Source organism: Microcoleus sp. MOSTC5 (genome assembly GCF_036701825.1).
Lineage (GTDB): Bacteria > Cyanobacteriota > Cyanobacteriia > Cyanobacteriales > Microcoleaceae > Microcoleus > Microcoleus asticus.
This window is the reverse complement of record NZ_JAUBRK010000001.1, coordinates 174958-201105: the sequence shown is the minus strand read 5'-3', so window position 1 is coordinate 201105 and position 26148 is coordinate 174958. Positions and strand designations below refer to the sequence as shown.

16 protein-coding genes are annotated in these 26148 nt (G+C 44.2%); 11 read left to right on the top strand and 5 right to left on the bottom strand.

Annotated elements, in window-relative coordinates:
- Positions 1-149 precede the first annotated feature (149 nt).
- From QUA54_RS00910 to QUA54_RS00880, 7 genes are all read left to right on the top strand, one after another.
- Positions 150-4001 carry a glycosyltransferase gene (locus QUA54_RS00910; protein WP_333412541.1) on the top strand — a complete coding sequence of 1284 codons (3852 nt, stop codon included), beginning with the start codon at positions 150-152 and terminating at the stop codon, positions 3999-4001.
- Positions 4002-4315: 314 nt separating this feature from the next.
- Positions 4316-5065: a peptidylprolyl isomerase gene (locus tag QUA54_RS00905; protein ID WP_333186091.1), complete on the top strand. Its 750-nt coding sequence runs from the start codon at positions 4316-4318 to the stop codon at positions 5063-5065.
- Positions 5066-5198: 133 nt separating this feature from the next.
- Entirely contained in the window at positions 5199-8207 is a 3009-nt protein-coding gene (locus tag QUA54_RS00900; protein WP_333412539.1) for a peptidase domain-containing ABC transporter, read from the top strand.
- A gap of 58 nt (positions 8208-8265) precedes the next feature.
- Entirely contained in the window at positions 8266-10266 is a 2001-nt protein-coding gene (locus QUA54_RS00895; protein ID WP_333412538.1) for a chromosome partitioning protein ParA, read from the top strand.
- Positions 10267-10521: 255 nt separating this feature from the next.
- Positions 10522-12384, top strand: a complete 1863-nt coding sequence (locus QUA54_RS00890) for a hypothetical protein (protein ID WP_333412536.1) — start codon at positions 10522-10524, stop codon at positions 12382-12384.
- A gap of 3 nt (positions 12385-12387) precedes the next feature.
- Positions 12388-13149: a glycosyltransferase family 2 protein gene (locus QUA54_RS00885; protein WP_333412535.1), complete on the top strand. Its 762-nt coding sequence runs from the start codon at positions 12388-12390 to the stop codon at positions 13147-13149.
- Positions 13142-14206, top strand: a complete 1065-nt coding sequence (locus QUA54_RS00880; protein ID WP_333412533.1) for an NAD-dependent epimerase/dehydratase family protein — start codon at positions 13142-13144, stop codon at positions 14204-14206. Before QUA54_RS00885 ends, QUA54_RS00880 begins: the two co-directional genes overlap by 8 nt.
- An 84-nt stretch (positions 14207-14290) precedes the next feature.
- On the opposite strand, the gene QUA54_RS00875 is transcribed toward QUA54_RS00880, so the two are convergent.
- Positions 14291-14980 carry a methyltransferase domain-containing protein gene (locus tag QUA54_RS00875; protein WP_333412531.1) on the bottom strand — a complete coding sequence of 230 codons (690 nt, stop codon included), beginning with the start codon at positions 14978-14980 and terminating at the stop codon, positions 14291-14293.
- A gap of 49 nt (positions 14981-15029) precedes the next feature.
- On the opposite strand from QUA54_RS00875, the gene rfbC reads away from it, so the two are divergent.
- The 4 genes from rfbC (at position 15030) to QUA54_RS00855 (ending at position 19518) form a co-directional block, all read left to right on the top strand.
- Entirely contained in the window at positions 15030-15575 is a 546-nt protein-coding gene (gene rfbC, locus QUA54_RS00870) for a dTDP-4-dehydrorhamnose 3,5-epimerase (RefSeq protein ID WP_190742236.1), read from the top strand.
- 2 nt (positions 15576-15577) lie between these two features.
- Positions 15578-16450, top strand: coding sequence for a dTDP-4-dehydrorhamnose reductase (gene rfbD, locus QUA54_RS00865; RefSeq protein ID WP_333412528.1), 873 nt, complete (start codon positions 15578-15580; stop codon positions 16448-16450).
- 194 nt (positions 16451-16644) lie between these two features.
- Entirely contained in the window at positions 16645-18459 is a 1815-nt protein-coding gene (locus QUA54_RS00860; RefSeq protein WP_333412527.1) for a hypothetical protein, read from the top strand.
- An 84-nt stretch (positions 18460-18543) separates the two neighbouring features.
- Positions 18544-19518: a glycosyltransferase family 2 protein gene (locus QUA54_RS00855; protein ID WP_333302137.1), complete on the top strand. Its 975-nt coding sequence runs from the start codon at positions 18544-18546 to the stop codon at positions 19516-19518.
- A 136-nt stretch (positions 19519-19654) separates the two neighbouring features.
- Here QUA54_RS00855 and QUA54_RS00850 read toward each other — a convergent pair whose 3' ends face one another.
- From QUA54_RS00850 to QUA54_RS00835, 4 genes are all read right to left on the bottom strand, one after another.
- Complete coding sequence (locus tag QUA54_RS00850; RefSeq protein WP_333412526.1) at positions 19655-21487, bottom strand: DUF6798 domain-containing protein; 1833 nt, start codon at positions 21485-21487, stop codon at positions 19655-19657.
- A 12-nt stretch (positions 21488-21499) separates the two neighbouring features.
- A complete protein-coding gene (locus QUA54_RS00845; protein WP_333412524.1) occupies positions 21500-23686 on the bottom strand; it encodes a hypothetical protein in 2187 nt (728 codons plus the stop codon).
- Positions 23687-23785: 99 nt separating this feature from the next.
- On the bottom strand, positions 23786-24817 hold the full coding sequence (locus QUA54_RS00840; RefSeq protein WP_333412522.1) for an SGNH/GDSL hydrolase family protein: 1032 nt from the start codon (positions 24815-24817) through the stop codon (positions 23786-23788).
- Positions 24818-25123: 306 nt separating this feature from the next.
- Positions 25124-26146 carry a PRC-barrel domain-containing protein gene (locus QUA54_RS00835; protein WP_333412520.1) on the bottom strand — a complete coding sequence of 341 codons (1023 nt, stop codon included), beginning with the start codon at positions 26144-26146 and terminating at the stop codon, positions 25124-25126.
- Positions 26147-26148 lie beyond the last annotated feature (2 nt).

Sequence of the window (26148 nt, the reverse complement as noted above, 5' to 3'; positions counted from 1 at the left end):
CTGCAAGGATTGTTATATCTTAGCAAATATTGAGCAAAATTATAAGTTATTCTCAACTTTTACCCTCCTTTAGGGCAATTTATGAACTCCATTAATTCTGCTTTTTCTTCTAAAATCTACACAACAATTTGCTAAATACATTATAAACTATGAACCACAATCTAGGAATTAACATCGCCGGCTACATCAGCGGCGAATTTGGCATAGGAGAAGGTGTCCGAGCCAACATCAGAGCCACAGAAGCCGCCAACATTCCTTTCAATATTAACAATTTTACCCGCAGTCCCCACCGCAAACAAGACACCACCTATCAAAACTTTAGCCAAGACAATCCCCATCACGTAAACTTAATTCAAGTCAACGCAGATGAAGTTGCAACATTTATCAAACATACAGATTCCAGCTATTTTGAAAACAAATACAATATCGGCTTTTGGGCCTGGGAACTTCCCGCATTTCCCCCTGAATGGCAGCCAGCCTTTAATCACTTTCACGAAATATGGACTTATAGCAACTATTGCGCCGAGGCAATTTCCGCAATCTCGCCAATTCCCGTTATCAAAATCATGCCCAGTATTGCTCTCCCCGCACCTTCCCTTAGCAGAGAAGCACTGAATTTACCTAAAGATAAATTTATTTTCTTGTTTGTGTTCGACTTTTCCAGCCGCATCGAGCGCAAAAATCCTTTAGCTGCTATTCAAGCATTTAAACAAGCTTTTGGCGAAGATGACCGCTTATTGTTAATTCTCAAATCTTCCAACTCTGACAAAAATCTTGAGCAGCAAAAATTGTTAAACTCTGCCCTAGAAAATTCTTCAAATATCAAACATCTAGACGGGTATTTGTCCAAAGATGAAATAAACGGTTTGCTGTACAATTGCGACTGTTATCTATCCCTGCACCGCTGCGAAGGATTTGGCTTAACAATGGCTGAAGCCATGTTTTACGGCAAACCCGTAATTGCCACCGGCTATTCATCAAATACAGAATTTATGAATGTCGGCAACAGCTATTTAGTCAAGTATAAGTTAATCCCAATTGAGAAAGATTGCGGGCCTTACAAAAAAGGCAATGTTTGGGCTGAAGCGGATGTAGAACACGCTGCTGATTTAATGCGGTACGTCTTCAACAATTACCGGGAAGCTAAACAAATTGGAGCGATAGCTGCTGAGGAAATTAAGACTTTACTCAACCCGCAAGTTACAGGTAATAAAATTAGAAAACGTCTCGAATATATTGCCGAGATTACCGATAATTTTCAAAGCATACCTCTGTCAGGAACAGCGAAAGCGAACTCGACAAAAATTAGGGCTAACTTGTCGCCATCTCAGCAACAAAGTCAATCAAAAGGAGAACTGCCAAACGAGCAGCCGAAGGTTAGCATTTGCATTCCGACATACAACGGAGAAGCATTTATTGGGGAAGCAATCAAAAGTGCTTTGGCCCAAACCTACCCTAACATAGAACTGATTATATCCGACGACGGCTCCACAGACGAAACAATTGCGATCGCCCAATCATTCCAATTACAAACCTCAGTCGATTTCCGCATCGTACTGCACCGCAACTACGGCTTATCACAAAACTGGAACTTTTGCATATCCCAAGCAAAAGGTCAATACATTAAATTTCTCTTTCAAGACGACTTGCTAGCACCAGAATGTATTGAAAAAATGGTCGCAGTCGCCCAACTGAACCCAGAAATAGGTATGGTTTTCTCCCCACGCGGCATCACCATAGCTGAAGATGAATCTAACCAGATTTTGCGGAGAGCTTCCCAATCAATTAAAGATTTGCACAAAAGTTGGTCGAATTTAAAATCTATTCAGCCAGGAAAAGAATTACTGGCAGATACTAACTGCTTGAGCAACCCCATCAACAAAATTGGCGAACCGAGTACCGTCTTAATTGCCGCCAGAGTCTTTACCGAAATAGGATTATTTGATTCGGGATTATCTCAGTATGTAGACTTAGATATGTGGTGGCGGATTATGGGGAATTATCACATCGGATTTGTAGACGAAAAACTGTCGTCACTGCGGATTCATCCCGAACAACAAACTTGGAAAAACTTTGCTGCTGGGGAAAATCATAAGGATGTAGTCAGATTTTACAATAAACTACTAAATAGTCCTGATTACAGTTTCCTGAATAAACACATCAAACAGACAATTCGCCACAAATTGGCATTAAGAACCCAGCCTCGTATATCTGACTTGTCAGCACTGGTTGAGCAGTACAAAAAATCGCCATCAAACCAGTCTATTCTCGTGCAACTGCGGCAATACCGCCAACAGATAGCTAGAAATTGGCTGAATTTGCCAGCGGAAAAATTGGAAAGTGCTTACTCGCAAGAAGCGGGGCAAGCTCATAAGTTGCTACTAGATAGCGGTCTCAAAAATGAAACTTTAACTGAGTCAGAACAAAGCTTTGTCCAGCAGTTATCCTCGAAACTTGCTGAAGGAGGGGAAATTGCCGAGAAGATTCAATATCCCCTTGCAGCGATGCTGTACTGCGACGCTTATCAGTTGCCGCTAGAGTATAAAAATGCAGCGATTCCTCAGTGGTTTTTTGACGATTTTCTGACATTTTTATTTCAGTCTCCCAGTTATTTGCAAGAAAAGTGGGAAGTTGAAAGGTACTCTGAATATTTCCAGCAGCTAATCAAGTACGTCGCTGCTAATATCGCCAGTTTTCCCGATGCGGAAGTTTGGCGTTATTTAGCGGCATTTATGACGCAAAATGTTAGCTTCAAAGCTTTGTACTTGAGCGAGGCAAATTTGTTCGATATATTGACCCAGCGAGCTGATATTTTGGAATATCATTTGAAAAATATCGGCTGTCAAATAGACTGGAATCCTGCTAATATAAAATTTGAAACAACTAAAATTAGAGTAGGTTTTTTACTAGATAAAATTAATGATAAATCCGAGAATCGTGCTGCAATTGCGAGTTTTGAATATTTAGACAGAAGCAAATTTGAAATTATCGTGTACCATTCCCAGGTACAAGACGAGCAACTGGGGAAATATTGTGAAAATTGCGCCGACAAACTGGTGCAACTGTCAGAAGATTTGCCAAATCAAGTCCGAGAAATTCGATCGCACGATTTAGATATTCTGCTAATCTGCACCAATACTACCGACACTGCCCAACCAAGCGCCCTGCTGTGCCTGCACCGGCTAGCGCGAGTGCAAATAGCTACCGGTGCATCAACCCCCGCCACTACCGGCGCCCAAAATATTGATTATTTCATTGCCGGAGATTTGACACTGCCCGCAGGTGCTGCTGCAGAGTATCGCGAAAAATTAATTACTTTAAAAGGCTCGGGAGTTTGTTTAAGCTATACTGTAGCATCAGCACCTGCGACCGTTGAACCGACTCGCAGGAGTTGGGGAGCCACCGACGAATCTGTAGTGTTCATGTCCGGCGCTCAAGCTTTTACAATTATCCCAGAATTGAGAAAAACTTGGGCAAAAATTATTGCTGCCGTACCGAATTCTCTTTTAGTTTTGTATCCCTTTCGTTCCCGCAATGAAAACTATCCGACGCTACTTTTTTACAAACAAATTCGATCGCTCTTTGCGGAATTTGGGATTGACAAAAAGCGCTTAGTTGTGATTAAAGCGCTGCCATCTCGCGCAGATTGCATAAAATGTCTGGAATTAGCTGATATATATTTAGACTCCTATCCATACAGCAGTGCCTGCTCCTTAGCAGAACCGCTGTTGGCAGGGTTGCCTGTAGTGGTAAGAAAAGGGCAAACAACTCGATCGCGACAATCAGCCGCAGTGCTCGAAGAACTGCTACTTCCGGAACTGGTAGCAAACAGCGAGAACTCTTATTTAGAGCTGAGTACAGCATTGGGAAACAACCCAGAACTGCGCCGGCACTACCGCGATCGAATCCAGCAAAAAATGGCGGCAAACCCCAAATATCTCGACAGTCGCGCTTGCTCGACCCAACTCGGAACACTGTTTGAAAGACTATTCCGAGAGTGAGGGAAGAAGGAAGTTCGGCGACGAAGCAGTATACGGGTTTTAACGGATTTAACGGATGGATGTTGAGATAAGAAGGAAGATGGCAGAAGAAAGATTTTTCCACTCTCGCCCGATCCCACTCTCGCCTTATTCCACTACCATTGTGAGACACGCGGGGAACCCCTCGCTAGGCAGAGCGTCAAGAAATAGACAGCAATAGCGCTAGCCCGCTGACGGTCTGCTATCATCGGGGAATCGAGGGGTTAGTGGTTGTCGCTCTTTTCCTGCCACAGCTAAATTAAAAGGGGAAGCGCAAGTCAGTTGGAGATAAAAAAATGACAGGACTTTTTCAAATAGGCGATAAATTACTGCAAGCTCAGGATATGCCATCGCTCCTGAAGCGGTACCAGTTAATGCCGCAATTCTTGCGGGGTGTAATAGTAGACCAAGCGATCGCATCCTTTAGTTGCAGCGACGAAGAACGCCAATCCGCCGTCGAGAACTTTCTGGCACAACACCAATTGACCGCCCCCGAAGCCAAAGAAGCTTGGCTGCGCAGCCAAAACATGACGGAAGAAGAACTTCAAGAGATGGCCGTTAGGCCCTTGCTGATCGAAAAATTTAAGCAAGCCACTTGGAGACCTAAAGTAGATAATTATTTTTTAACCCGCAAAGCCAGCCTAGACCACGTAGTCTATTCCCTGGTGCGCACCAAAAATCCAGCACTGGCAAACGAACTTTACTTTCGCATCCTCGAAGGGGAACAAACCTTTGCCGAAGTGGCCCGCGACTTTTCCGAAGGGCCCGAGTCCAAATCCGGCGGCTTGTTGGGCCCTGTACCCCTCAGCCAGCCCCACCCGGCAATCAGCAAACTTTTGTCCGTCAGCCAGCCAAATCAACTCTGGACGCCGCGTCCTCTGGCAGAATGGATGGTAATTATTCGACTAGAAAAGTTCATGCCGGCCCAGCTCGATGAATCGATGCGGCTGCACTTGATTAATGAACTCTTTGAAAGCTGGCTCGCCGAACAGATATCGCAAATAGGCCCGCTACAGCCCCTCTCTTCCGTGTCTTCAATATCATGACCGAAAGCAATTTTGCTCTGGGGCCCCCGGATTTACCCGTGGAGACTTTAAAAAGCGTAGCATCTTGACAAAAAGCCTCCGGATTCATCTGTGGATTCAAATCTAAAATCTAAAATCTAAAATCTAAAATCGGATGACTTCTTCCGCTGTTTCCCTCTCCCAGATTCAGGATTTCCTAGCTAAAACACCTCCCTTTGACCGACTCTCTGAGACGGCTCTGTCAGCCTTAGTGGCTAAATGCCAACTCCTCGGCTACCGGACGGGGCAACCGCTGTTTGAACGGGAAAAAATGCCGACTCAGGTGGCAATTATCTATCAAGGCCAGGCCCGGCTGCTGGGCTTTGACCAGCGCTCGCAGCGTCACGTAAGTTTGCGGTTGGTGCAGTCGCAGGAAATTCTCGGCTGGGCTGGCTTGCTCAGGGGAGTTCCCTGCGAAACCGCCATCGCTTCTACAGATGTGATTGCGATCGTCCTACCTGCCGAAGATTTCCTGAGCGTACTGGAAAAACAGCCGACATTTGGAGAAGCTTTTCGCGAACACTGTTCCTTGAGCGAAGTATTTGAACTGTTGAGCCTGGAGTTGCAGCGCCAAGCCGACGGCACTTCCAATCTCAAGGAACTCACCCTGCAAGCTTGGCAAGATGCGACAGTTGTCAACGTGCCAAACGGCAACAAAAAAACTCAAGACATCGCCAAAGAGCTAGATGCCGATCGAATTTGGCTCGTCAGCAGCGGCGTCTTGGGCGACTTTCCCACCGGCAGCCGCTTCTCTGTGGAAAACGCAGCCAAATCCTTAAAAATAGAAGGCCGCCTCGGCGCCCGCTTAGTCGGCTTCCGGGAACCTCCAGAACCCCAACCCGAAACAGACCCATTAAATGGCACGACAGAGACAGCAGGCTTGGGGCAGAAGCCGCCCGGCGGAAAATTCATCGAGGTTCTACCCGGCCCAGACCGTCCCCCAGAACCCAAAACCGACCAACCCAAGGATGCCGCGAGATACCCAGTTTTCCGCGCCAAAGGGCAGATTGACAGCCCGCTAGCTTGCTTCCAGATGTTGAGCAAGTATTTCGGCCTCAAATTTCGTCGAGATATCATCCGCAAAGTTCTAGAAAATCAGTTAAAAACTGCTGGTTCTATCAGTATGCAAGCCTGCGGGGCGATCGCCCAAAGCATCGGCCTCACGCCTCAATTGGCGCAAGTGCCAGCAGAAGCCATCAATCGCATCAAAGCCCCGGTAATGATTAAATGGCAAGATAGCTTTGCCATTATTTACAGCATCACCGAGCAAGAATTGGTGCTCGCCACGCCCGAACAGGGGCTGATGCGGAAGCGGATACCTCAGTTTAAAGAAATCTGGGGAGAATCAGGAGAAGTCTTGCTGCTGCAAGCTCCGCAAGTCGAACAAAAAGAGCAGTTCAGCTTCTGGTGGTTTGTGCCTGCTCTCATGGAACACAAGACAGTGTTTTTTGAGGTGTTGCTCGCTTCGTTTTTTGTACAGTTATTTGGTCTTGCCAACCCATTAATCAGCCAAGTAATTATTGATAAAGTCTTAGGTCAGCGCAGCATAGATACCTTGGATATTTTGGGCGCATTTCTGTTAGGTGTTGCCCTGTTTGAAGGACTGCTCAACGGTTTGCGTACCTTTTTGTTTATAGATACCTCAAACCGCATCGATGTCAAATTGAGTGCGGAGGTAATCGACCACTTGCTCCGGCTGCCCCAAAATTACTTTGACAACCGGCGCGTGGGAGATCTGGTTTACAAATTCAGCATGATGGGCCAGATTCGGGAATTCATGACGAGTACAGCTCTGACAGTGGTTCTCGATGCGGTATTTTCGGTGGTTTACGTCGCCGTGATGCTCTCCTACAGCGTGCAGCTAACGTTTGTATCTTTGGCAGTGGTACCGATACTGGGGCTGATGATTGTTCTTATCAATCCGCTGGTGCTGCGCCTGATCAAACAGAGAAATATGCGTTTTGCTGACTCTCAATCTTATCTGGTGGAAGTAGTCAGCGGGATTCAAACTGTTAAGGCTCAAAATATTGAATTGAAATCCCGCTGGGAATGGTCTAGCCGCTACGCAAAATACATTACAGCCAGTTTTAAAACAATTATCACTGGGACTGCGGCGGGTACGATTAGCAGCTTTTTAAACCAGGTGGGTAACTTAGCTCAGTTGTGGGTGGGAGCTTATTTGGTACTGGGAAATGAGATTACTTTGGGTCAGTTGATTGCTTTCCGAATTATTTCCGGGAACGTGACTGGTTCGCTGCTGCGTTTTGTGAGCGTTTGGCAGAGTTTCCAAGAAGTATCGATGTCGATCGATATGCTTAAGGATGTGGTCGATACGCCGACGGAAACCAGCGATGAAGACCGCAGCAATATCCCGCTGCCAGCAATTCAAGGGCAGGTTACCTATGAGGAGGTTTCCTTCCGATTCCTCGAAAGCGGGCCGCTGCAACTGGCGAATGTGAATTTGGAATTTCCCGCTGGCAGTTTTGTGGGAATTGTGGGAGGAAGCGGTTCCGGGAAAAGTACGGCGATGAAGCTGTTACAGCGTCTTTATCCGCCGCTGTCGGGCCGGATTTTTATTGACGGGTACGACATTGCCAAGGTGGAACTGTACTCGCTGCGCAGCCAACTTGGGGTGGTGCTGCAAGATACTTTGCTGTTTAACTGCTCGGTACAGGAAAATATTGCTCTGAGCAATCCCGATGCGAGTACGGATGAGATTGTGCGAGCTGCGAAACTAGCGGTGGCTCACGATTTTATTATGGGCTTGCCTGCTGGGTACAATACGATCGTCGGAGAGCGGGGTTCGTCGCTTTCTGGGGGTCAAAGGCAGCGTTTGGCGATCGCCCGCACGATTTTGCAAAACCCGAAACTGCTGATTCTCGACGAAGCTACAAGCGCCCTCGACTACCATTCCGAACGCCAAGTTTGCAATAACTTAGCAGAAGCTTTCGCCGGCCGCACGGTGTTTTTCATTACTCACCGCCTGACTACCATCCAAAACGCTGATGTAATTATTATGATGGATCAAGGTTCTGTAGTCGAGCGGGGAACTCATAAAGAATTAATGGCTCTTAAAGGGCGTTACTACTGCCTCTTCCAACAACAAGAGTCATCGAATACCTGATCTCTAACAACTCACAACCGATCGCTAACAATTAACAACTGAGAACTAACAAATGGCTATGAAATCGTTAATACTTTCTGAGCAACCAGTCATTCTCGAAAAACCAGCGATTTGGTCGCACTTGTTTTTGTGGATGATCATGCTGATGACCACTTCGGCTGTAGTTTGGGCTTATTTTGCTAGCGTAGAGCAAGCTGTCCCCGCTATCGGCCAATTAGAACTCAAAGATGGTGCTAGAGACATCCAAGCACCTGCTACAGGAGCTGTGGTGAGAGTTCACGTTGAAAATGGCGATCGGGTAGAAAAAAACCAGCCTTTGCTCACTTTTAACCCCCTTGCATCCAGTGCTGATTTAACTTCTGTTAAGAAAAGTAAAGAGGCTCTGGAAAAGGAAAACAAATTTTACGAAGATGTGGTTAACGGCAAAATTCAAGGCCCTATTCCTTCAAGCCTAGAATCAACTATCAAAGACAGACAGAGCCTCACGGCACAAAATCAAGTGCTGCAAGCTTTGATTGACGAGCTGTACCTCAATCGGGGAGCGAGCGGAAATTTTGATGCTGCTCAGCAAGGGCTTTATGTTAATTATCGATCGGAATTTTTGTCTCGCGTCGCCGCAGCCCAAGGCCAAGTTCAGGAGTTGGACAAACAACTGAAGCAAGCTCAGGATGCTGAGAAAGCCGCAGGCGATCAAATGACTGTAGCACAGCAACAACTGGGTTTTGCCCAGAACCAATTAAATTATGCCCAGCAGCAGTTAAGTTCTTCGCAAGAGCAAGTAAAATCTGCCCTGGCTCAGAGAGATTTGGCGGACGAACAGTTAGCGAAATCCCAACAAGTATTGAAGTCGAATCAAAACATTCTAGGTAGACTCGGCCCTCTGGTAGAGCAAGGAGCGATCGCTGAACTGCAAAAAGAAAAACAGGAACAAGATGTTTTCAGAGGCCAAAGCGACGTTCTCAAACAGCAAGATCAAATCAAGCAGCGCGAAGGTGAAATCAACGCCCGCAAAGGCGAAATTAACACGCGCCGAGGTGAGATAAATACGCGTCGAGGTGAAATTAACGCGCGTCAAGGTGACATCCAAAAAATTAGTGCTGAAATACAGCGCCAGCAAGGAGAGCAAGCGCGCCTTCAGGAGTCCATCAGCCGCGCCGAAGAACAGTTGAAAAACACCAAGGATTCCTGGGCAAAAGAACTCTACACCAAAATTGCTGAAAACCAGAAACAAATTGCCAGCAGCGATTCTCAGCTAAGTCGCTTCAAGGTAGAAAACCTGAAAAAGCTATCAGAAATCAATGCTCAACTTGAAAAAGCGCAGCAAACCCGCGACACTCAAGTTATGAAGGCTCCGGTATCGGGCGTTATCTTCGATTTGAAACCTTCTAAGAAGGAGAATGCTAAGTTGGATATGGCGAAAGATCCGATATGCCAATCCATTATTAATTCGGTGCTGAAACCGGGCGAACCGCGCCCACAACGATGCGAAGAAGCTTATTACGAAGCGCAGCAAACTGAAAAGCTGCTCAAGGTTTTGGATGACGAAAACGGTCTGGAAGCAGTTGTTTACCTGGAAAACAGCAATGTGGCTCTGGTATTGGATGCTTTGAGACAGAAGCGGGAAAAATTGGAGCCGTATCACGGCAAACAATTAGATGGAGAAAAGATTGACTGCGAAAAAGGTAAAAGTTGCGTTTGTCCCGAGAAGGAAGTTAACAGAGAGAAACTGGGTTTGACGAAATACCAATGCGTGCCTGTGGAAGTGAATGTGGAAGCTTTCCCGGCTATGGAGTTTGGTACTGCTGAGGGTGAAGTGAAAGAGATTAGCAGCGATGCTGAGCCTCCTACTGAACTGCGGAAATACTACGCTTTCAAAACCAAAATTAAGCTCAAAAATCAGAAGTTTGTTTTGAACAAGGGCAAGGCAAATGAAGTGGAGGTTGGTTTGCAGTCTGGAATGTCCGTGAGTTCTAATATTAATATCGGCAAGCGGACTGTTTTGCAGATGTTTATCAACCGATTTACTGGGAAACTGGATACGTTCAAGACTGTTAAGTAGGTTGATTCGAGGCGAACAGAATTCGCTACTACACAACCAAAGTCCCTGGAGAGGGGGACTAATTGTAACGGGTTCCCTGGCTCTTCCAGGGAACCCATGTCCAGAGGATCTGCCTCGCAAGCTTTCATGAAAATGGGAGGCAGATCCTCCCGGGGTTACCAGGCTCTGCCTGGTAACGAGTAGAATTAGAGCGACCTACTTAAAAGAAAATTGGAGCGCAGCTTGGTATAAAATTGTGGCTGCAATCGCACATTAATGAAAAAATTTATTTTATTTACTCTATATCTAATTCCTGTCCTCTTATTAATCGGATTTGTAGCGAATTTTAGCGTTAACGTTCCCGTTGATGACGAGTGGAGGTTAGCTAGCCTTTTTGAGAAAATAGCTCAGGGAAATGTAACTTTTAACGATTTTTGGGCTTTGCACAGCAATCACCGCATAGTGTTCCCGAAAATAATTATTGCGGTGCTGGCTTTTGCTTCCCGATGGAATATTAATTATCAGTTGTGTCTCAGCATAGGTTTGGCTGCAATAACTTTTCTCGCTATGTACAAGTTATCCTCGATGCAAGTTAAGAATGTTGGGGATGATTTGTGGCATTTAGCTAATATTTTAACTTGTATTTTGCTTTGCTCTCTAGTTCAGTACGAAAACTGGCTTTGGGGATTTCAATTAGCGTGGTTTTTTGTAAATTTGTGTTTTGTAGCTGCGGTTTATGCGCTGGTTTCACATCACAAATTATTGCCTAATATAGCGGTTTTTAATCGGATGAAATACAGTAGGGACACGGCAGTGCCGTGTCCCTACCCTATATCTGTACTTCACTATATTAGAATCTCTATTGCTGCTGTCTTCTGCTTTATTGCTAGTTTTTCCCTAGCCCAAGGTTTGCTTTCTTGGTTAGCAGCAATTCCGGCTGTAGCGGCTTTAGAAGGAAATGCCGCGCAGAAACGAAAAAGAATTATTGTATGGCTGCTGCTGTTTGTGGCAACTTGTGCTGTTTACTCAATTGATTATCATCCCAGTCGGAAAGCAAGTATTATTTCATTGTTGAGCAAGCCACTTGTGGTGATTGATTATTTTTTGAGTTTGTTGGGTTCACCACTTGTACGTTTTCCGGGTATTTCTGCACTGGTTGGCTTGCTAATATTTGCAATTTTCTTATTTTTGGGATTCTATTTCTTCGTCATTGCGAGCCATGCGAAGGAATCTCCAGCCCCAGCGATTGCTTCGTACCTCGCAATGACAAATAGGAATGATATTAGTAAAAATCACGATGCTTTACCTTGGCTGTCAATAGGTTTTTTTTCTGTTTTATCGGCTCTGTTTATTACTGCTGGCAGGGCGGAATTTGGGGCGATTCAGGCGCTCGAATCGTCGAGATATACGACGAATTCGATTTTGCTGTTAATTGCTGTGGTTCAGCTAGGGCAATTGTTTGTCCGAGGTAAATATCAAGAAACAAAAGCAACGTTAAACCACAACTACAATTTTTTTTATCGGATGTTGGCAGGGCTGTTAATTGCTACAATTATTGTTAACTCTCAGCAGGCGATCGCCCAATCTCGATCGGCACTTCTTTACAAACAAGGCGCTCAAGATTGTTTGCAGTTAATTAACTATCTGGAACCGTCGGATTTTTTTGATAATTCGCAGGAAAGCTGTTTGAGGGTGCTGAGCAAAAAAACTTGGCTGGTGAGAGAAGGCGCGGCAATTATCGACAAAATAGGTTGGAGAAAGTTCGCGAAAAATGTAGAGTTTATTTCTAATACCGAGAAAGTTTACGGCTATTTAGAGAAACCTCAAACCAGCGAGAAATCAGTGACTGTCAAGAAAAATGCTGCTGTCAAGGCTTCCGGTTGGGCGGTTTTGCCAGGAAATTTGAAACAACCAAATATTGTACTGCTATCTGTCGGCGATCGACAATCTTTTTTTGCTAACGCTTATGTAAATTTGGACAGTCCCGACATCGCTAAGAGTTTAACATCTGAGTTGTACAACAATGCAAGGTGGGCGGTTGATTTGTCGGATAATAATTTGCCGATCGCCCAAACCGAAATTAAAGCTTGGGTGTATAATCCTGTTGACAACCAGTTTGTCCAGTTGCGCGGAGGATGAGGAGTGAAAATTTCTGTGATTATACCAGCCCACAATGAGGAGGGCTGTTTGTACGGTACTGTGCGGGCGATCGCCCAGACGCTTGATTTAGAAGGCATTCCGCACGAAATTTTGATTGTGAATGACAACAGTGTCGATCGAACTATTGATATTTGCCAGGAGTTGTCAGAGACTTTTGCCACAGTTAGATACATCAACAATCAACCTCCCAACGGTTTCGGATTTGCGGTGCGGCGGGGATTGGCGGAATTTGACGGAGATGCTGTGGCAATTGTGATGGCGGATGCTTCCGACGATCCGATCGATTTGGTAGCAGGATACCGCAAGTTGCAAGAAGGATATGATTGCGTTTTCGGTTCCCGCTTTATTAAAGGCGGCTTTATAGTTGATTATCCAATTCACAAGTTAGCAATTAACCGCTTAGCAAACTGGTTTGTCAAAAGTATTTTCGGCTTGCGGTACAGCGATGTCACCAATGCTTTTAAAATTTACCGCAGAGAAGTGATTGAAGGCGTGCAACCCATTTTGAGCCATCATTTTAATTTGACAGTGGAACTGCCTTTAAAAGCAATTGTCCGGGGTTTTTCCTATACGGTGATTCCTTTGAGATGGTACAATCGGACTGCCGGCATTTCTAAGCTGAAAATAAAAGAGATGGGGAGTCGGTATTTGTTTATTGTCTTGTATGTCTGGCTCGAAAAACATCTCTCTCGCGGCGACTACCACCGGACTAGAAAGATAGCAAAATTAAAAGTGAATGCCTGATAGAATTTTAATTGTGGGCGGGGCTGGTTTCATCGGCAGTTGTTTGGCAATTGGCCTGAAGAAACTGCACCCAGAATGGCAAATAATTTGTTTAGATAACCTGCGCCGCCGGGGTTCTGAATTGAATCTACCTCGGCTTAAAAGTTGCGGGATTCAGTTTGTTTACGGGGATATTCGCACAGCGGCAGATTTAGATCCAGTTGCACTGAATGCTGACTGCATTATAGATTGTGCTGCGGAGCCTTCTGTGCTGGCTGGTTTTAGTTCGCCACAGTACGTTTTGCAAACGAATTTACTGGGCACTGTAAATGTTTTGGAGTTGGCGAGACAAACGGGTGCGAGTTTGCTGTTTTTGTCTACGAGCCGGGTGTATCCGATCGCCAGTGTCAAATCTGTTAAGCTGTTAGAGTTGCCGAATAGATTTGCGATCGCCCCCGAGCAAACTTTACCCGGTATATCCGAGTTGGGCATATCAGAAGACTTCCCTTTAAAAGGACACCGTTCGCTTTACGGAGCAACTAAATTAGCTTCGGAATTGCTGATTGAGGAGTACAGGGAAGCATACAATGTACCCGCAATTATTAACCGCTGCGGGTTGATTACCGGGGCTTGGCAAATGGGTAAAGTCGATCAGGGAGTTTGCGGTTTGTGGGTGGCGGCTCACTATTTTCAAAAGTCGCTGAGTTATATCGGTTTTGGTGGCAGCGGCAAGCAGGTTAGGGATTTACTGCACGTTGAAGATTTGTTGAGGTTAGTTAATTATCAGTTAGAAAATTTTTCCAAATTAGATGGTGAAGTTTTTAATGTTGGCGGCGGTTTGAGCAACAGTCTTTCTTTGGTTGAGACAACTGATTTGTGCCAAAAGATTACGGGGAAATCGATTCCGATTCCTCCTGTTTTGGAGGAACGCGCGGGGGATATTCCGATTTTTATTACTGATTCTTCTAGGGTGATGGAGAAAACAGGGTGGCAGCCTGTTATTGGGCCGGAAGCGGCTTTGCAGGATATTTATGATTGGATTGCTGCTAATGAGGTGGTTTTAAGTTCGATTTTGTAGGGATTTTTTAACCGCAGATGCAGGCGGATAAACGCGGATAAACGCAGATGTATCGCTCTGCCTGCATCTGAAGGGAAATACGTGTCATGAGTCTCTACCTCTCTGGTTTTGTTTCGATGCTTTAACAAACATTTGACCTCCCAAAAATTGCCACAAAAAAGGCAATTTTAAGTAAACTTTTAAAAGCCAGGGCGATGCCGGTCTGCCTTTGGTCGAAAATGGTAAAAATCTCGGTATAATTAGGTCAATTTCAAAGCCGATGGTTTGTAACAGTTCTTGCAGCGATAAGTGGGTAATGGGTAATTGATGATCGATAAAATCGTAATACTCTTTGAAAGAATATTTGAAATTTGGTTGGACAACTAAGAGAGAACCCCCTGGCTTAAGGGCCTCAAAGCAAAATGAGATAATTTGGATTAGTTCTTCTTTATTGCGGAGATGTTCAAAAAAGTTAGAGATAAATATCCGATCGAAGTCTTCGCTAAAAGCTGGTTTATCGTCAAAAGTTAAAACATCAATGTTCAGCACTTTTACATCAGGATTGGCAAATAACTTTGAATCTGGGTTGAGGTCAATCAAATATTTTTTTCCAGCCCTAATTTGATTTATAAACTCGCAGTAACCGCCGCCAATATCTAAAACCGTTGATTCTGGAGGAACATAATTTTGTAAAAACTCATCAATTAAAACTTTCCAGAGTGCCACTTTAGTTTGTATTTGTCGGGAATCAAATCGATTGGCGTACAATTTTTTGAGATATGCGTCGGCTTTCATAGTAAAATAGCATAGACAGAGTATGAGTTTATCACTTTCACAGCTAACTATGAATGTTATATCTACCGAAATCCCGGAAGTTTTGATAATTGAGCCGAAAATTTTCGGAGACGATCGCGGTTTCTTTTTTGAGAGTTTCAATCACAAAGCTTTTGTCGAAAAAACAGGCGTGACGGCAGAATTTGTTCAAGACAATCATTCCAAATCCTCTAAAAATGTGCTGCGCGGTTTGCACTACCAAATGCAGCAGCCTCAAGGCAAATTGCTGCGGGTAGTGGCTGGCGAAATCTTTGATGTAGCGGTGGATATTAGAAAAAGTTCGCCGACTTTTGGGCAGTGGGTTGGCTGTTTGGTGAGTGCAGAAAATAAACGGCAATTTTGGGTTCCGGCGGGATTTGCTCACGGTTTTTTAGTGGTTTCCCAGACGGCTGAAGTTTTGTATAAAACTACAGACTACTATGCACCGGCACACGAGCGGTGTATCCTGTGGAATGACCCCGATTTGGCGATCGACTGGCCGCTAGATGGTGCCCAACCAATCTTATCAGCTAAAGACCAAGCTGGACAAACGTTGAAAACAGCTCAAGTGTTTTGATCATGAAAATTTTACTCGCAGGCGGCAGCGGACAGCTAGCTCAAGAATTGCAGCCGATTTTATTATCTTCGGGAGATGTTATTGCGCTCGATCGCACTCGCCTCGACTTATCCCAACCCGAAAGCATCCGTCAAGCAATGGCTGAAATTCAACCTGATTTAGTCGTCAATTCTGGTGCTTACACTGCGGTAGACAAAGCGGAAAGTGAACCAGATTTAGCACACGCAGTCAACGGTATTGCCCCGGGATTTTTTGCAGAAGAATGCGAAAAACTGGGAGCAAGTTTGATTCACTTTTCTACTGATTATGTATTTGACGGCAGCCACGGTTCTGCTTATTTGGAAACAGATTCTACGAACCCGCTGGGAACTTACGGCAAATCGAAATTAGCAGGCGAGGAAGCAATTCGGAAAGCGGGAAACCGACATATTATTATTAGAACCGCGTGGGTTTACGGCAACGGTGGCAAAGGCAACTTTGTCAAAACCATGTTGAGGTTGGGAAAGGAAAGAGAAGAAATTCGGGTAGTAGCCGATCAGATCGGAAGTCCTACTTGGACTGGGGATTTAGCGGAGGCAATTTCGCAGATAATTCCTCAAATACAACCAAAAAATTTTGGCACTTACCAGTACACTAACAGCGGTGTTTGTAGTTGGTACGATTTTGCGATAGCCATTTTTGAGGAAGCCGAAACACTCGGCTTTCCCCTAAAAGTTCAGCGCGTAATTCCTATCACCACCGCCGAATATCCGACCCCCGCAAAACGCCCCGCTTTTTCTGTTCTATCTACGGTAAAAATATCAGCACTTCTGGATACGCATCCTCCCCACTGGCGGCAAGGACTCAGAAAAATGCTGGCAAGAGAAGTGAAATGAAATAAGATTTACCCACAGAAAGAAACCCGGTTTCAGCCCGCCATCTTTGGTTTGACGACTAGACAGACAGGAAGAAACCGGGTTTCTGGTTCAAGAGGAAAAATCAAAACGCGAGGGGGGGTTTTGTTCATGAGTTACCTGTTATATTCTAAGTTGCTCGCCTAAACCCGCCCTTACCAATTAAAAATATCCCAATGTCTGAATCCATGAAAGTCAAGCAACAATATATTTTAATTGCCGCATCAGTTCTCGGCATTTTAATACCAGCGTCATATATTTTGTACTTGATATCCCAAGCGGGAGACTTGTCTAATTTTGATTATTGGTGGATGACGTGGAATTTTTATTCAGTAGACGGTTTCTCTACAAATCCTTTTAATTGGATATTTCGGGCGAATGAGCATTTTGTCTTAATTCCGGCAATTATTTATGGCTTGAATATAGCTGTCACCCAAGGTTCAAATATTGGTTTATGTTTAGTAGCCTGGTGCTTGGCTTGGATTCAGTGTTACGTCTTAATCGCTCTGCTGCCGTTAAATTTGAGGCGTTTTCCCCTGCAATTTATCTCCCTACTCCTTTGCATTTCTATTTTTAATTTTACTCCGGCGGCGGCTCACAATTGGATGCGGGGATTCAGCGGCGTTCACTGGATAATTGCTAATTTATTTGTGATTTGTTCGATATTTTGTTTGCAATATTATGTGAAGCTTTTGTCAAGAAAGAGGGAGGCGGAGCCTCTGGATATTCATTCCCAGGCAGAGCCTGGTAACGGAGGATGGGAACAAAATAAGTGGGTAATTGGCAGCATTGTTTTTGGTGTTTTAGGCTGTATTAGTTACAGCACTCCTTTAGCTTTGTGGCCGATATTGTGTGCTGCTGCTGTTGTGCTGCGGTTTCCTCGGCGAATAACTTATTTGTATTTCATTGCTTCGATTGGAGTGATTGGCATTTATTTTTTAACTTATAAAACTCCTTCTCATCACCCTTCTTTAACTAAAATTAACCCGCTCAAAACTCTCGAATATATTCCCACTTATCTCGGCGGAATTTTTAGCGAAAATATTATTTTTGCTTCAATTATTGGTATAATTGGTTTGATGGCAGCGACGGGTTTTGTGGGTTATTGGCTATTTGTAAAAAAGGTCGTGAAGCGTAGCTATCCCGTAGGGAATCGCGCGGATTGGCTGCCTTGGCTATCAATCCAACTTTACACGCTGCAAACGGCGTTAATGGCCGCGGTTAGTCGATCGGGATTTGGCGTCGAACAGGCCACCGCTTCCCGCTACGCCACACTCCCAGCTTTGTTTTGGATGAGCACAATTGTCCTCACAGTATTGTGGGTGCGCGAGTTGCAGCCAACACCAAGAATTCAAGGGCGTTGGCTGACACCGCTGTTTGCAGTCGCCACAGTCGCGATTATTTTAATGTACGGGGTGGGAGGCGAAACTGCAATGGCGATCGCCCGCAGAGCAACCTATCAACCGTTAGTAGGATTATCACTGCAATTAGGCATCACCGACGTAACGCTAATTAAAGACCGCGTAGGCAACAAACCCGCCGCTTTTATCGGATTAATTGATGCCTTAAAAAGTAACAACCTAGTGCCATTTAACCGAGACATCAAAAAACACAATTTCTGTGCAGCATTAGACACAAAAATCGACGCAAATTTACTGTCAGCGCCCAAAGACGGAGTACCCGGATATTTTGATACAGCCACCAAACTTGCACCCGCCGCCTCCAGAGTAATTGGCTGGGTAGGAGACCCCGAAAACAATGTAAAATGTATTGCTATTCTCAACCAAGAAAATGTCGTTCGAGGTTTTGCCATGTCAGGATTTCCGCGCCCAGATTTAGTTAAATTGTTTAGCCCTTCTTACGAATTCGCAGCTTGGAGAGGATACATTCAAACATCACCAACCGATAGATTATTGACCGCTTATGCCTCATTTAAAAACCGCGAAGGTTGGGTAGCGTTGCGAAACTCCCAAGTTATCAATAAAAACTAAAAAACCTCTCTTTCTCCTCCTCTGCGCCCTCTGCGGTTAATAAAAAATTTCTCATTGACAACACAAATGAAATAGAATAACCCTATGCCAAAACATCTCAGCTTCGTAATCCCAGTTCACAACGAAGAAGCCACCCTAAAATTGCTGTTTGAGAAAATCCAACTTGTCATGTTCCAAACAGAAATTGACAGTTACGAAGTCATTTTTATAGATGACGGCAGCCGCGATTATTCCTGGCAAGAAATTACAGATTTAGCCAGCCAACATCCCAAACTAATTAAAGCGATTAAAATGCGCCGCAACTTTGGCAAATCCGCCGCACTTTCAGCAGGATTTCGCAATGCAGCAGGGATAATTATCTTTACTCTCGATGCTGACCTTCAGGATGACCCCGCTGAAATTCCCAAATTTTTACATCATTTAGAATCGGGATTTGATTTAGTTTCCGGTTGGCGAAAACAGCGCAACGACCCGCTTTCTAAAACTTTACCTTCCAAGCTGTTTAATGCGGTTGCGTGTTTGCTGACTGGGGTGCAAATGCACGATATGAATTGCGGTTTTAAAGCTTATCGCAGGGAAGTTTTGCAGTCGATTAAATTGTACGGGGAATTGCACCGCTACATTCCAGCGTTAGCAAACAATTTAGGGTTTAAAATTGGGGAAGTAGTTGTCGAACATCATCCGCGAAAGCACGGAAAATCAAATTACGGCTGGGAACGTTATGCGCGGGGATTTATTGATTTGTTGACGGTGTTAGCCACGACACAGTATTTGCACAAACCGGGTCATTTGTTTGGGGGTTTGGGATTGTGTTTTGGCTTGGTTGGAACTGTTTCGCTGAGTTATTTGATAGTTATTTGGTTTCTGAATTTGGCGGGGATGAATTTTGGGCCGATCGGGAATCGACCTTTGTTATTTTTTGGGATTTTGTGTACAATTCTGTCGGTGCAGTTGATTTCTTTGGGGATTTTAGCTGAGTTGATGGCGCGGAATGTGGATGCTGATTATGTGGACAAGCAAATTAGTGAAATTATTGATGATTCTGGTTTTGATATTTAACCGCAGATTAAGGCGGATTAACGCTGATTAACGCAGATAAATCGGATGTTGAAATTTCTTCTAGACAAGCAAAGTCTACCTCTGCTGACTAATCTAAAAGTTAGATTGGGATTTAACAAGTTTTACCAATTACATATTACCTAATTTTATAGAGTATCCATTTGCCTTGTTTGTCTGCGATTTCCCCTTGAATATTTGGGTGCCAGTCAGTACGAGTCAGGATATAATCGGCCTGATAGTTTCTGGCTACTTTGACTAAATCCGCACTACTGCGGCGGATGAAAAAGTCATTTCCTCCCCAAATCATTTGCGGGTTTAAGGGGACTCCTAAAACGGTTTCCATGCGATTTTGCCATTCTTTGATGCCTTTTTCGGTAAAGGGGAAGTTCTTGAAGTTGACGACAATCGCTCTTTCGGAGAAAAACTGGAAGCTGGTAACTGAGGGTGGAATTAATACGAGTGAATCTTGGCTGCTAATTTGCGAAAATCGCACAGCTAATTTGCTTAAGTCGTCTCTGGGAACGGCATTGATATTAACTCTTGTTTGAAATACATTTAATATAGGTTTGGGTAGAATTCCTGATATTCCAAAAACTAAGGTGGCGGTAGTTATTAAGGCTAATGTGTGAGTTAGAGTTTGTTTGATAGATGTAGCTAGGGATGTTTCTTCTAAAATGAATGGAAAGGCGAGGATTGAGAAAAAAACTGGGATGCTAATTATTCGATCGCCCATTATTTCCCATGAATCAGTCAGCGGATATATCAAACTGAAAATTACCGTTCCTGCTGCTAAAATCCACAACCATATATTATATCGTTTCGGAAATACGTAAGTTTTTGTTTGCCAAACTGATAATGCTAGGAAAATGATACCCCTAAAAGGCAAAGTTAGTACAGCTAAGATCAATAAGCTAACAGCTATTTGTTTTTCTCTGTAAAGTCTATCTACCGTCAAAGCAACAGCAATAAATATAATTAATTGAGCAAAAGGTACAGTTCTAGCTAACTGTAGTTTGGCGATAAAAGCCAAAGGGTAAACTTCGACAAATACGTAATTGAGAAATAATGCAATAATTGATGTACCAACAATTATATAAAAATTAACTTTGTCTTCTTTTGGCAATAAATCGGAATTTTTGATGCAAAGCAAGCCACCCATTATGAAACATATAAAGTTGAACCAATTCCCGACATCCCAATTTGACGGGAGGATGTGGTGGGGGTTGCGGACTTTCGCGTGAATGTAAACAAAATCGGCGTTGTCGATAGTTTGAGTGCTGGTAGTACCTGTTAATAACATCGGTACGTAAACGATACTTGCCATTGCTGCTAAAAGTGCGATCGCCAAAATCAATGTTTTGAACTTCCGCTGTTTTACAGATTGAATTACCAAAACGGGAACCATCATCAATCCTGGCAACAAACCAACTAAAAATTGCAGCAGACAAGCCAGTCCAAAAAATAAATATCCTATCAGCCATTTCTGGCGCAAACTAAAATAAATTCCCCAGATGGCAAAGGCCATAGCGAAGGTACTGGGTAAGGATTTCGTGGAAAATATCAGCGTGTTACCAACATCTGTAAATGAAGCGGCTATACATAAAAAAGTCATCGCTGCTGCGGGCAGTTTTGAATTAGTATAAATATTGATAATTGCGTAGCAAGCTAGGATAAATGAACCGAAGGCTAAAAATTGATAGATAAAGTGCGCTAGGGGAATGCTTGTTCCTAAGTTTGCGAGCAAATAGATAATATAATAATAGTAATATCTCGGATTAAATTTAACCATTTCCTGAACGTAATAATCATTTTTGTACAGTTCAGGATTGAGCATAAATTGAATTGGCGGCACTTCTGGGAAATTGCCTCCAATGGGGAAAAGATAGCCAGTTGCCATCAGGGAGCCGATGATGACAAAAGTATAGAGAGATAGATTAAAATACCAGTGGGATTTTTGATGTTTTTGCATTGACGGTTCAACTTACCTACTGACAGCCAAATTGTTAATCTCCAGTCGGCATTGGTTTGTTAAATCCTGTTTGCTGCTACTCAATACCTCAAGCAGCAGATAAATGGGATTTTTGCCCTCAACTAATAGATTGAAGCCGATCGCACTTTTTTGACCATAAGCCATCTCTGCTGAGTCTATTAATTTACCTTGCTTGTCCCACAAAGTCAAGCGCAGGACAACTCCCGGACATTGTTGGTTAGGTAAATTGAGTTTGCCGGTAACTTTTACTTGGTCTGAAATCGAACCTAAATACAGGAAAGATGTATCGAGTTTCTGGCTGTTTTTAATTGGATGAGTTACAATCTTATATAGGTTATCCGATCCTTGATAGACCGAATAATTGGCACTTGTGTAGATCGACTGATGCAAACTAATCCAATCTAACTGCGTGCCTGGTCGATCGACTATTTGCCGCTGCATCGCATCCAGAGTCCTAACTGCCGTTGCTGTATCCGTCGTCTTCACCCTCCGGTAAACTCTTACAGTCACGCCGTTTTCTAGCTTAAACTGTTCCGGTAGCAATTGGAAATCGCGGGCAATTTCCCAGTTTTGAGTAAAGGCATCGTACACAACTTTAACAACATCTTGTTCGTGCGATCGCAAAACTTGTTCGTCACTCGGTAACACCTGCTGAAAGGGTGTAGCAACCACCGCATATTGTGACTGCAACAACTCCGGTAGCGGGTAAGTATCGCGCGAGTCAATTTGCGGCCTCCCGATTGTATTTAATTTCCACCAACCCTCCGGCGGATTTAATTTGCGGTTGGCTTGTCTGAGGATATTAGCATTAAAACTGTTAGAAGCACCGGCAATATAAATCGGTTCTTCATTCGGTGCTAATTTTCGCAGAAACTCTACTAATTTTACAACTTCGCCGTAGTCCGATCGCACTAACGGTGGAAAATTACCTACAAACATTCTTGACACATCAATTTTGAGAGGAATTAACCCAACTGCGACATTCACAACCAGGTACAAACCCGCGACACCCAGCATCAAATACCGAACTTTTCCCTTGAGTGTCAGCCAAGTTGTCCAGAAAAATGTTGACAATCCCAAAACTGCGATCGGTGTAAGATGAATTGTATAGTGCAAGTAGCCGTAACGCAACACTAACAGCCATTCAATCAGCGACAAAACCCCAAACAACGAAACAAAAATAGCCCCCGCCGAAACCAGGATTCGCGTGAGAATTCCCGCCGAAAAACCAATCAGTACCAGCAGCCAAGTTCCCAAACCGTAAAAATCCGCATAACGAGTTAAAATATCATTTACAGGCAAACTCCAAGCAACATACAAATTGCGGTAGTCAACCGTCAAAGCACTGCGAGTAAAATCTCCCGCTACCAACATTAAAATAGTTAAGCTAGTTGCAGCTATCAAGCCCAATTTGATGCCGGATAGAAACAAGCATCTGTAGGGAAACGGCACTGCCGTATCCTGGTCTTTTGGACACGGCAGTTCCGTTTCCCTAGGGTATTTTAGTGCCGTGTCTCTACGGTATATTAGTACAATAAACTCGATGAAAACCTGTAAAGTCGCTGCACCAAAAAATGCGATCGCACTATAAGCAAAATGACGCCGCAACAGAATTGCCGCCGCCAGCAAAAACCCAATTAACGGGATTTTCCACCACGATTTCAGCTTAACATCCTGCAAATAAACCCAAATTGCCAAGGCTACAAACACACAGCCGCCAGTATCCAGATATCCCCGCAGAGTCGGTATCCAACTCATCGGAATCAATAAACTCAGCAGCACAGTAGACCAAAACACCCGGCGGGGATAAACTGGAATTAGCTTTGCAGAAATTGCCCCCAGCAACAGGCGAAACGGCAGCACATAAATCAGGGATACGCTGAGAATGTAACTCAGCCGAGACTCGCCAAATAAAAGAATAAACGGCACTAACGGCAAAGAAATTAACAGGTTTTTTTCCTTAGATAGGGATTCTATAACTCCGCCCCATGCTTTATCTGGCGAGTCTCGAAATAAATTTGCCGTGTTGACTGTAGCGGTATTGTATCCCGCGTAATCCCACCAATAAAAAGTATGTTCGCTGGATACATAGATTGATGTTACTGTAACTGTTACGAGAACAAGTAAAAACAGGAAAAAACCATCAATTATAAATTTTCGAGGCAATTTAAAAGACACAACATCAAATACTCCCATCACTCTCGCAACCCTAAATAACTCCTAAACTACCTCTTTCTCTCTTCCTTCGCGTTCTTTGCGCCTTCGCGGTTCGTTAACTTACTTTAAAACAGTATCTTGCAAAAAAACATCCAACTTTTCTGCATATTGCCGATTGGCGATCGCACTTGGATGAAGGTCATGAGGTAAATTATTATTGGCAGGTATTTTCAAATCAACAGAAATATCCGCTGTAGGAATTCCCTCCTCACTTAACTCCTCCAACATCTTAGCAGAACCGGCATTAATTCCGGCCACAACTAACTTAACACCACTAGCCTCCGCCACACGGTTAAACTCTTGAATAATTGTCTTAGAAACATCGTGACTTTTGTACAATCCCTCTTCAAATTGATTGTAATTAACCTCCAAAAAATGGCTTAATGCAGAAACCCGCATCAGGGGGAACTCGTGATATTCAAGTTTTGCCATTTTGTAGGTAAAATTATTTTCTCCATTCAGCCTCGCATCGGGCTGGAATAAAATACCCAGTTTATTCCAAGCAGCCATTTGCTTTCTTCTCGCCCTTAACAAAGTATTGCGGCGGTCGTGAAATCCCGCATAAGCAATCACCGCAATCTTGGGTTTATTTCCTTGTTTGAGTGCTTCTTTGAATTGAATCAACGAGTGCAGCGTGCCGTAGCCGTTAACCCCAAAATTTACTATTTCATACTTGGGTAATTTCTCTTGCAGCAACCAAGCATAAGTTTCGCTGTCATTCAATGACCAACCGTAGGTAAAAGAACAGCCAAATATCCAAATTATAGGCTTTTTTGACGATGAATTGTAAGTATTGAGGGGATGTGTTATTCTTAAACTATTATTGAGATGAGTTGTATTAAATGAGTAATTGCCGTTAAGTGTCACCTTGAATTTACCCGGCAAATGCTTGTAGCCTAGTTCCGAGTCTTTGGTAAAAAAGTTACCTTTTGGTTCGACCGCAACCTCAACATTTTCTATTTGCCAGGGTTTGTATCCCGCAACTCGCAAGACAATTTCAGCGGTGGTGGTGGATAAAAAAATAGGAAAAATTAGATATGTTATTAATCTGAAAGCAACATTTTTAGCAAAATCTTTTTCGATCATTAACATAATATGAAATGTCAGCAAAAGTATAGTAAACTGCCATGCGAGTATTATCTAGTTCATGGATCTAATTTAATTAGATTGAGCGCCTTCACTGCATCCCCCAACCTACTCCACTAGATTATTTGCGAGAATTAAACTTTATTCGTAAAACCCGTGCCTACAAAATATTGGTTTAAACTCACATCTTGCACAAATATCAGCAACGGGCTAGAAGGCCGTTCCACAAAAAATAAACTTGATTGTGGAACGCGCATCTTGCCCGTTCTTAAGAAGAGTGCAAAATATTGGTTTCAGCTAATTGATTAATTCCTAATAATTCGCTTCCTCCTCGTACTCGGGAGTCTTATTTTTCTCAGGGATATTCACCCGAGGAGCCTGGTAAGGCTTCGGCGCCTCATCGTCAGCCCAAGCATCAGCTTCCACATCATCCTCGTACTCGTACTGTACGATCGGCTCCTTGGGGCGAGAATTCTCAGAGCGAGTGTACTGCGGCTTCTCCTCGTACTCCTCCTCGTAATCGTCCTCCTCGCCGCCCCAATTATCCTCTTCGTAATCCTCGTAATCGTCGATCGGCTCAGGCTGCACCGCGCGCATCTGCTGCTGCGGTTGTCGCACCGCAGGCCGATTCCACTGCGAATCCTCATCCCAAGGAACTTCCTCCACCGCAGGCGCGGCTACCCTGCTGCGCATTTCCGGTGCAGGTATCCGCACGCCCGGGCCCAATTGATTTCCCGTAGCCACGGGTTTCGGATAATAACCTGCCTCGTCCTCTTCCCGTTCCCAAGGTGCTTGACCCAAACCGACGCGCTCCAGCAAACCCACACTAAGCTGTCTGAGCCTTTCCTCGGAACCTTCAAACACAATCAAGCGATTCGGGCCGCTGCTGACAATTTCTTCAATCCCCAACTCGTAAGTGCTGAGAACTTGGTCGGGGATTTGGGGGATTCCCAGGGAAGCGATAATTATAGAAACTAACTTACCGTCTTCGGGGTCGAACCTAAAGCCCCGCACCCTACCTAAAAGTTCGCCTGTTTCGGTAATAACTTCGCTGTTAATCAAAATGCTGTAGACTTCAACATCAACATCATCTTCGATCGCGCTCTCATCTTCCACCAACAGCACGTCACCGATTTCGCTGACATTGTTGAGGAACATAAACCTCGGCATTCCAGCGACCGCGAATATATTATCGCGCAGACCGATCGCCACAACTTCCCGCCGGTCTATGTCCACCCACAATTGACTGACCACCCCCAAGCGTTTGCCTCTGTCGCGGGTGATGACTTGAGTGCCGAGAATGTCGGAGCGTTGGCAGATTTGTTCGGATGTCATTC

What these genes read in the sequence shown, in the direction of transcription:
- QUA54_RS00890 (WP_333412536.1), top strand. Translation starts at nt 10,522, where the DNA reads ATGAAAAAATTTATTTTATTTACTCTATATCTAATTCCTGTCCTCTTA.
- QUA54_RS00910 (WP_333412541.1), top strand. Translation starts at nt 150, where the DNA reads ATGAACCACAATCTAGGAATTAACATCGCCGGCTACATCAGCGGCGAA.
- rfbC (WP_190742236.1), top strand. Translation starts at nt 15,030, where the DNA reads ATGAATGTTATATCTACCGAAATCCCGGAAGTTTTGATAATTGAGCCG.
- QUA54_RS00905 (WP_333186091.1), top strand. Translation starts at nt 4,316, where the DNA reads ATGACAGGACTTTTTCAAATAGGCGATAAATTACTGCAAGCTCAGGAT.
- QUA54_RS00880 (WP_333412533.1), top strand. Translation starts at nt 13,142, where the DNA reads ATGCCTGATAGAATTTTAATTGTGGGCGGGGCTGGTTTCATCGGCAGT.
- QUA54_RS00840 (WP_333412522.1), bottom strand. Translation starts at nt 24,817, where the DNA reads ATGTTAATGATCGAAAAAGATTTTGCTAAAAATGTTGCTTTCAGATTA.
- QUA54_RS00895 (WP_333412538.1), top strand. Translation starts at nt 8,266, where the DNA reads ATGAAATCGTTAATACTTTCTGAGCAACCAGTCATTCTCGAAAAACCA.
- QUA54_RS00875 (WP_333412531.1), bottom strand. Translation starts at nt 14,980, where the DNA reads ATGAAAGCCGACGCATATCTCAAAAAATTGTACGCCAATCGATTTGAT.
- QUA54_RS00900 (WP_333412539.1), top strand. Translation starts at nt 5,199, where the DNA reads ATGACTTCTTCCGCTGTTTCCCTCTCCCAGATTCAGGATTTCCTAGCT.
- QUA54_RS00850 (WP_333412526.1), bottom strand. Translation starts at nt 21,487, where the DNA reads ATGCAAAAACATCAAAAATCCCACTGGTATTTTAATCTATCTCTCTAT.
- QUA54_RS00855 (WP_333302137.1), top strand. Translation starts at nt 18,544, where the DNA reads ATGCCAAAACATCTCAGCTTCGTAATCCCAGTTCACAACGAAGAAGCC.
- QUA54_RS00860 (WP_333412527.1), top strand. Translation starts at nt 16,645, where the DNA reads ATGTCTGAATCCATGAAAGTCAAGCAACAATATATTTTAATTGCCGCA.
- rfbD (WP_333412528.1), top strand. Translation starts at nt 15,578, where the DNA reads ATGAAAATTTTACTCGCAGGCGGCAGCGGACAGCTAGCTCAAGAATTG.
- QUA54_RS00835 (WP_333412520.1), bottom strand. Translation starts at nt 26,146, where the DNA reads ATGACATCCGAACAAATCTGCCAACGCTCCGACATTCTCGGCACTCAA.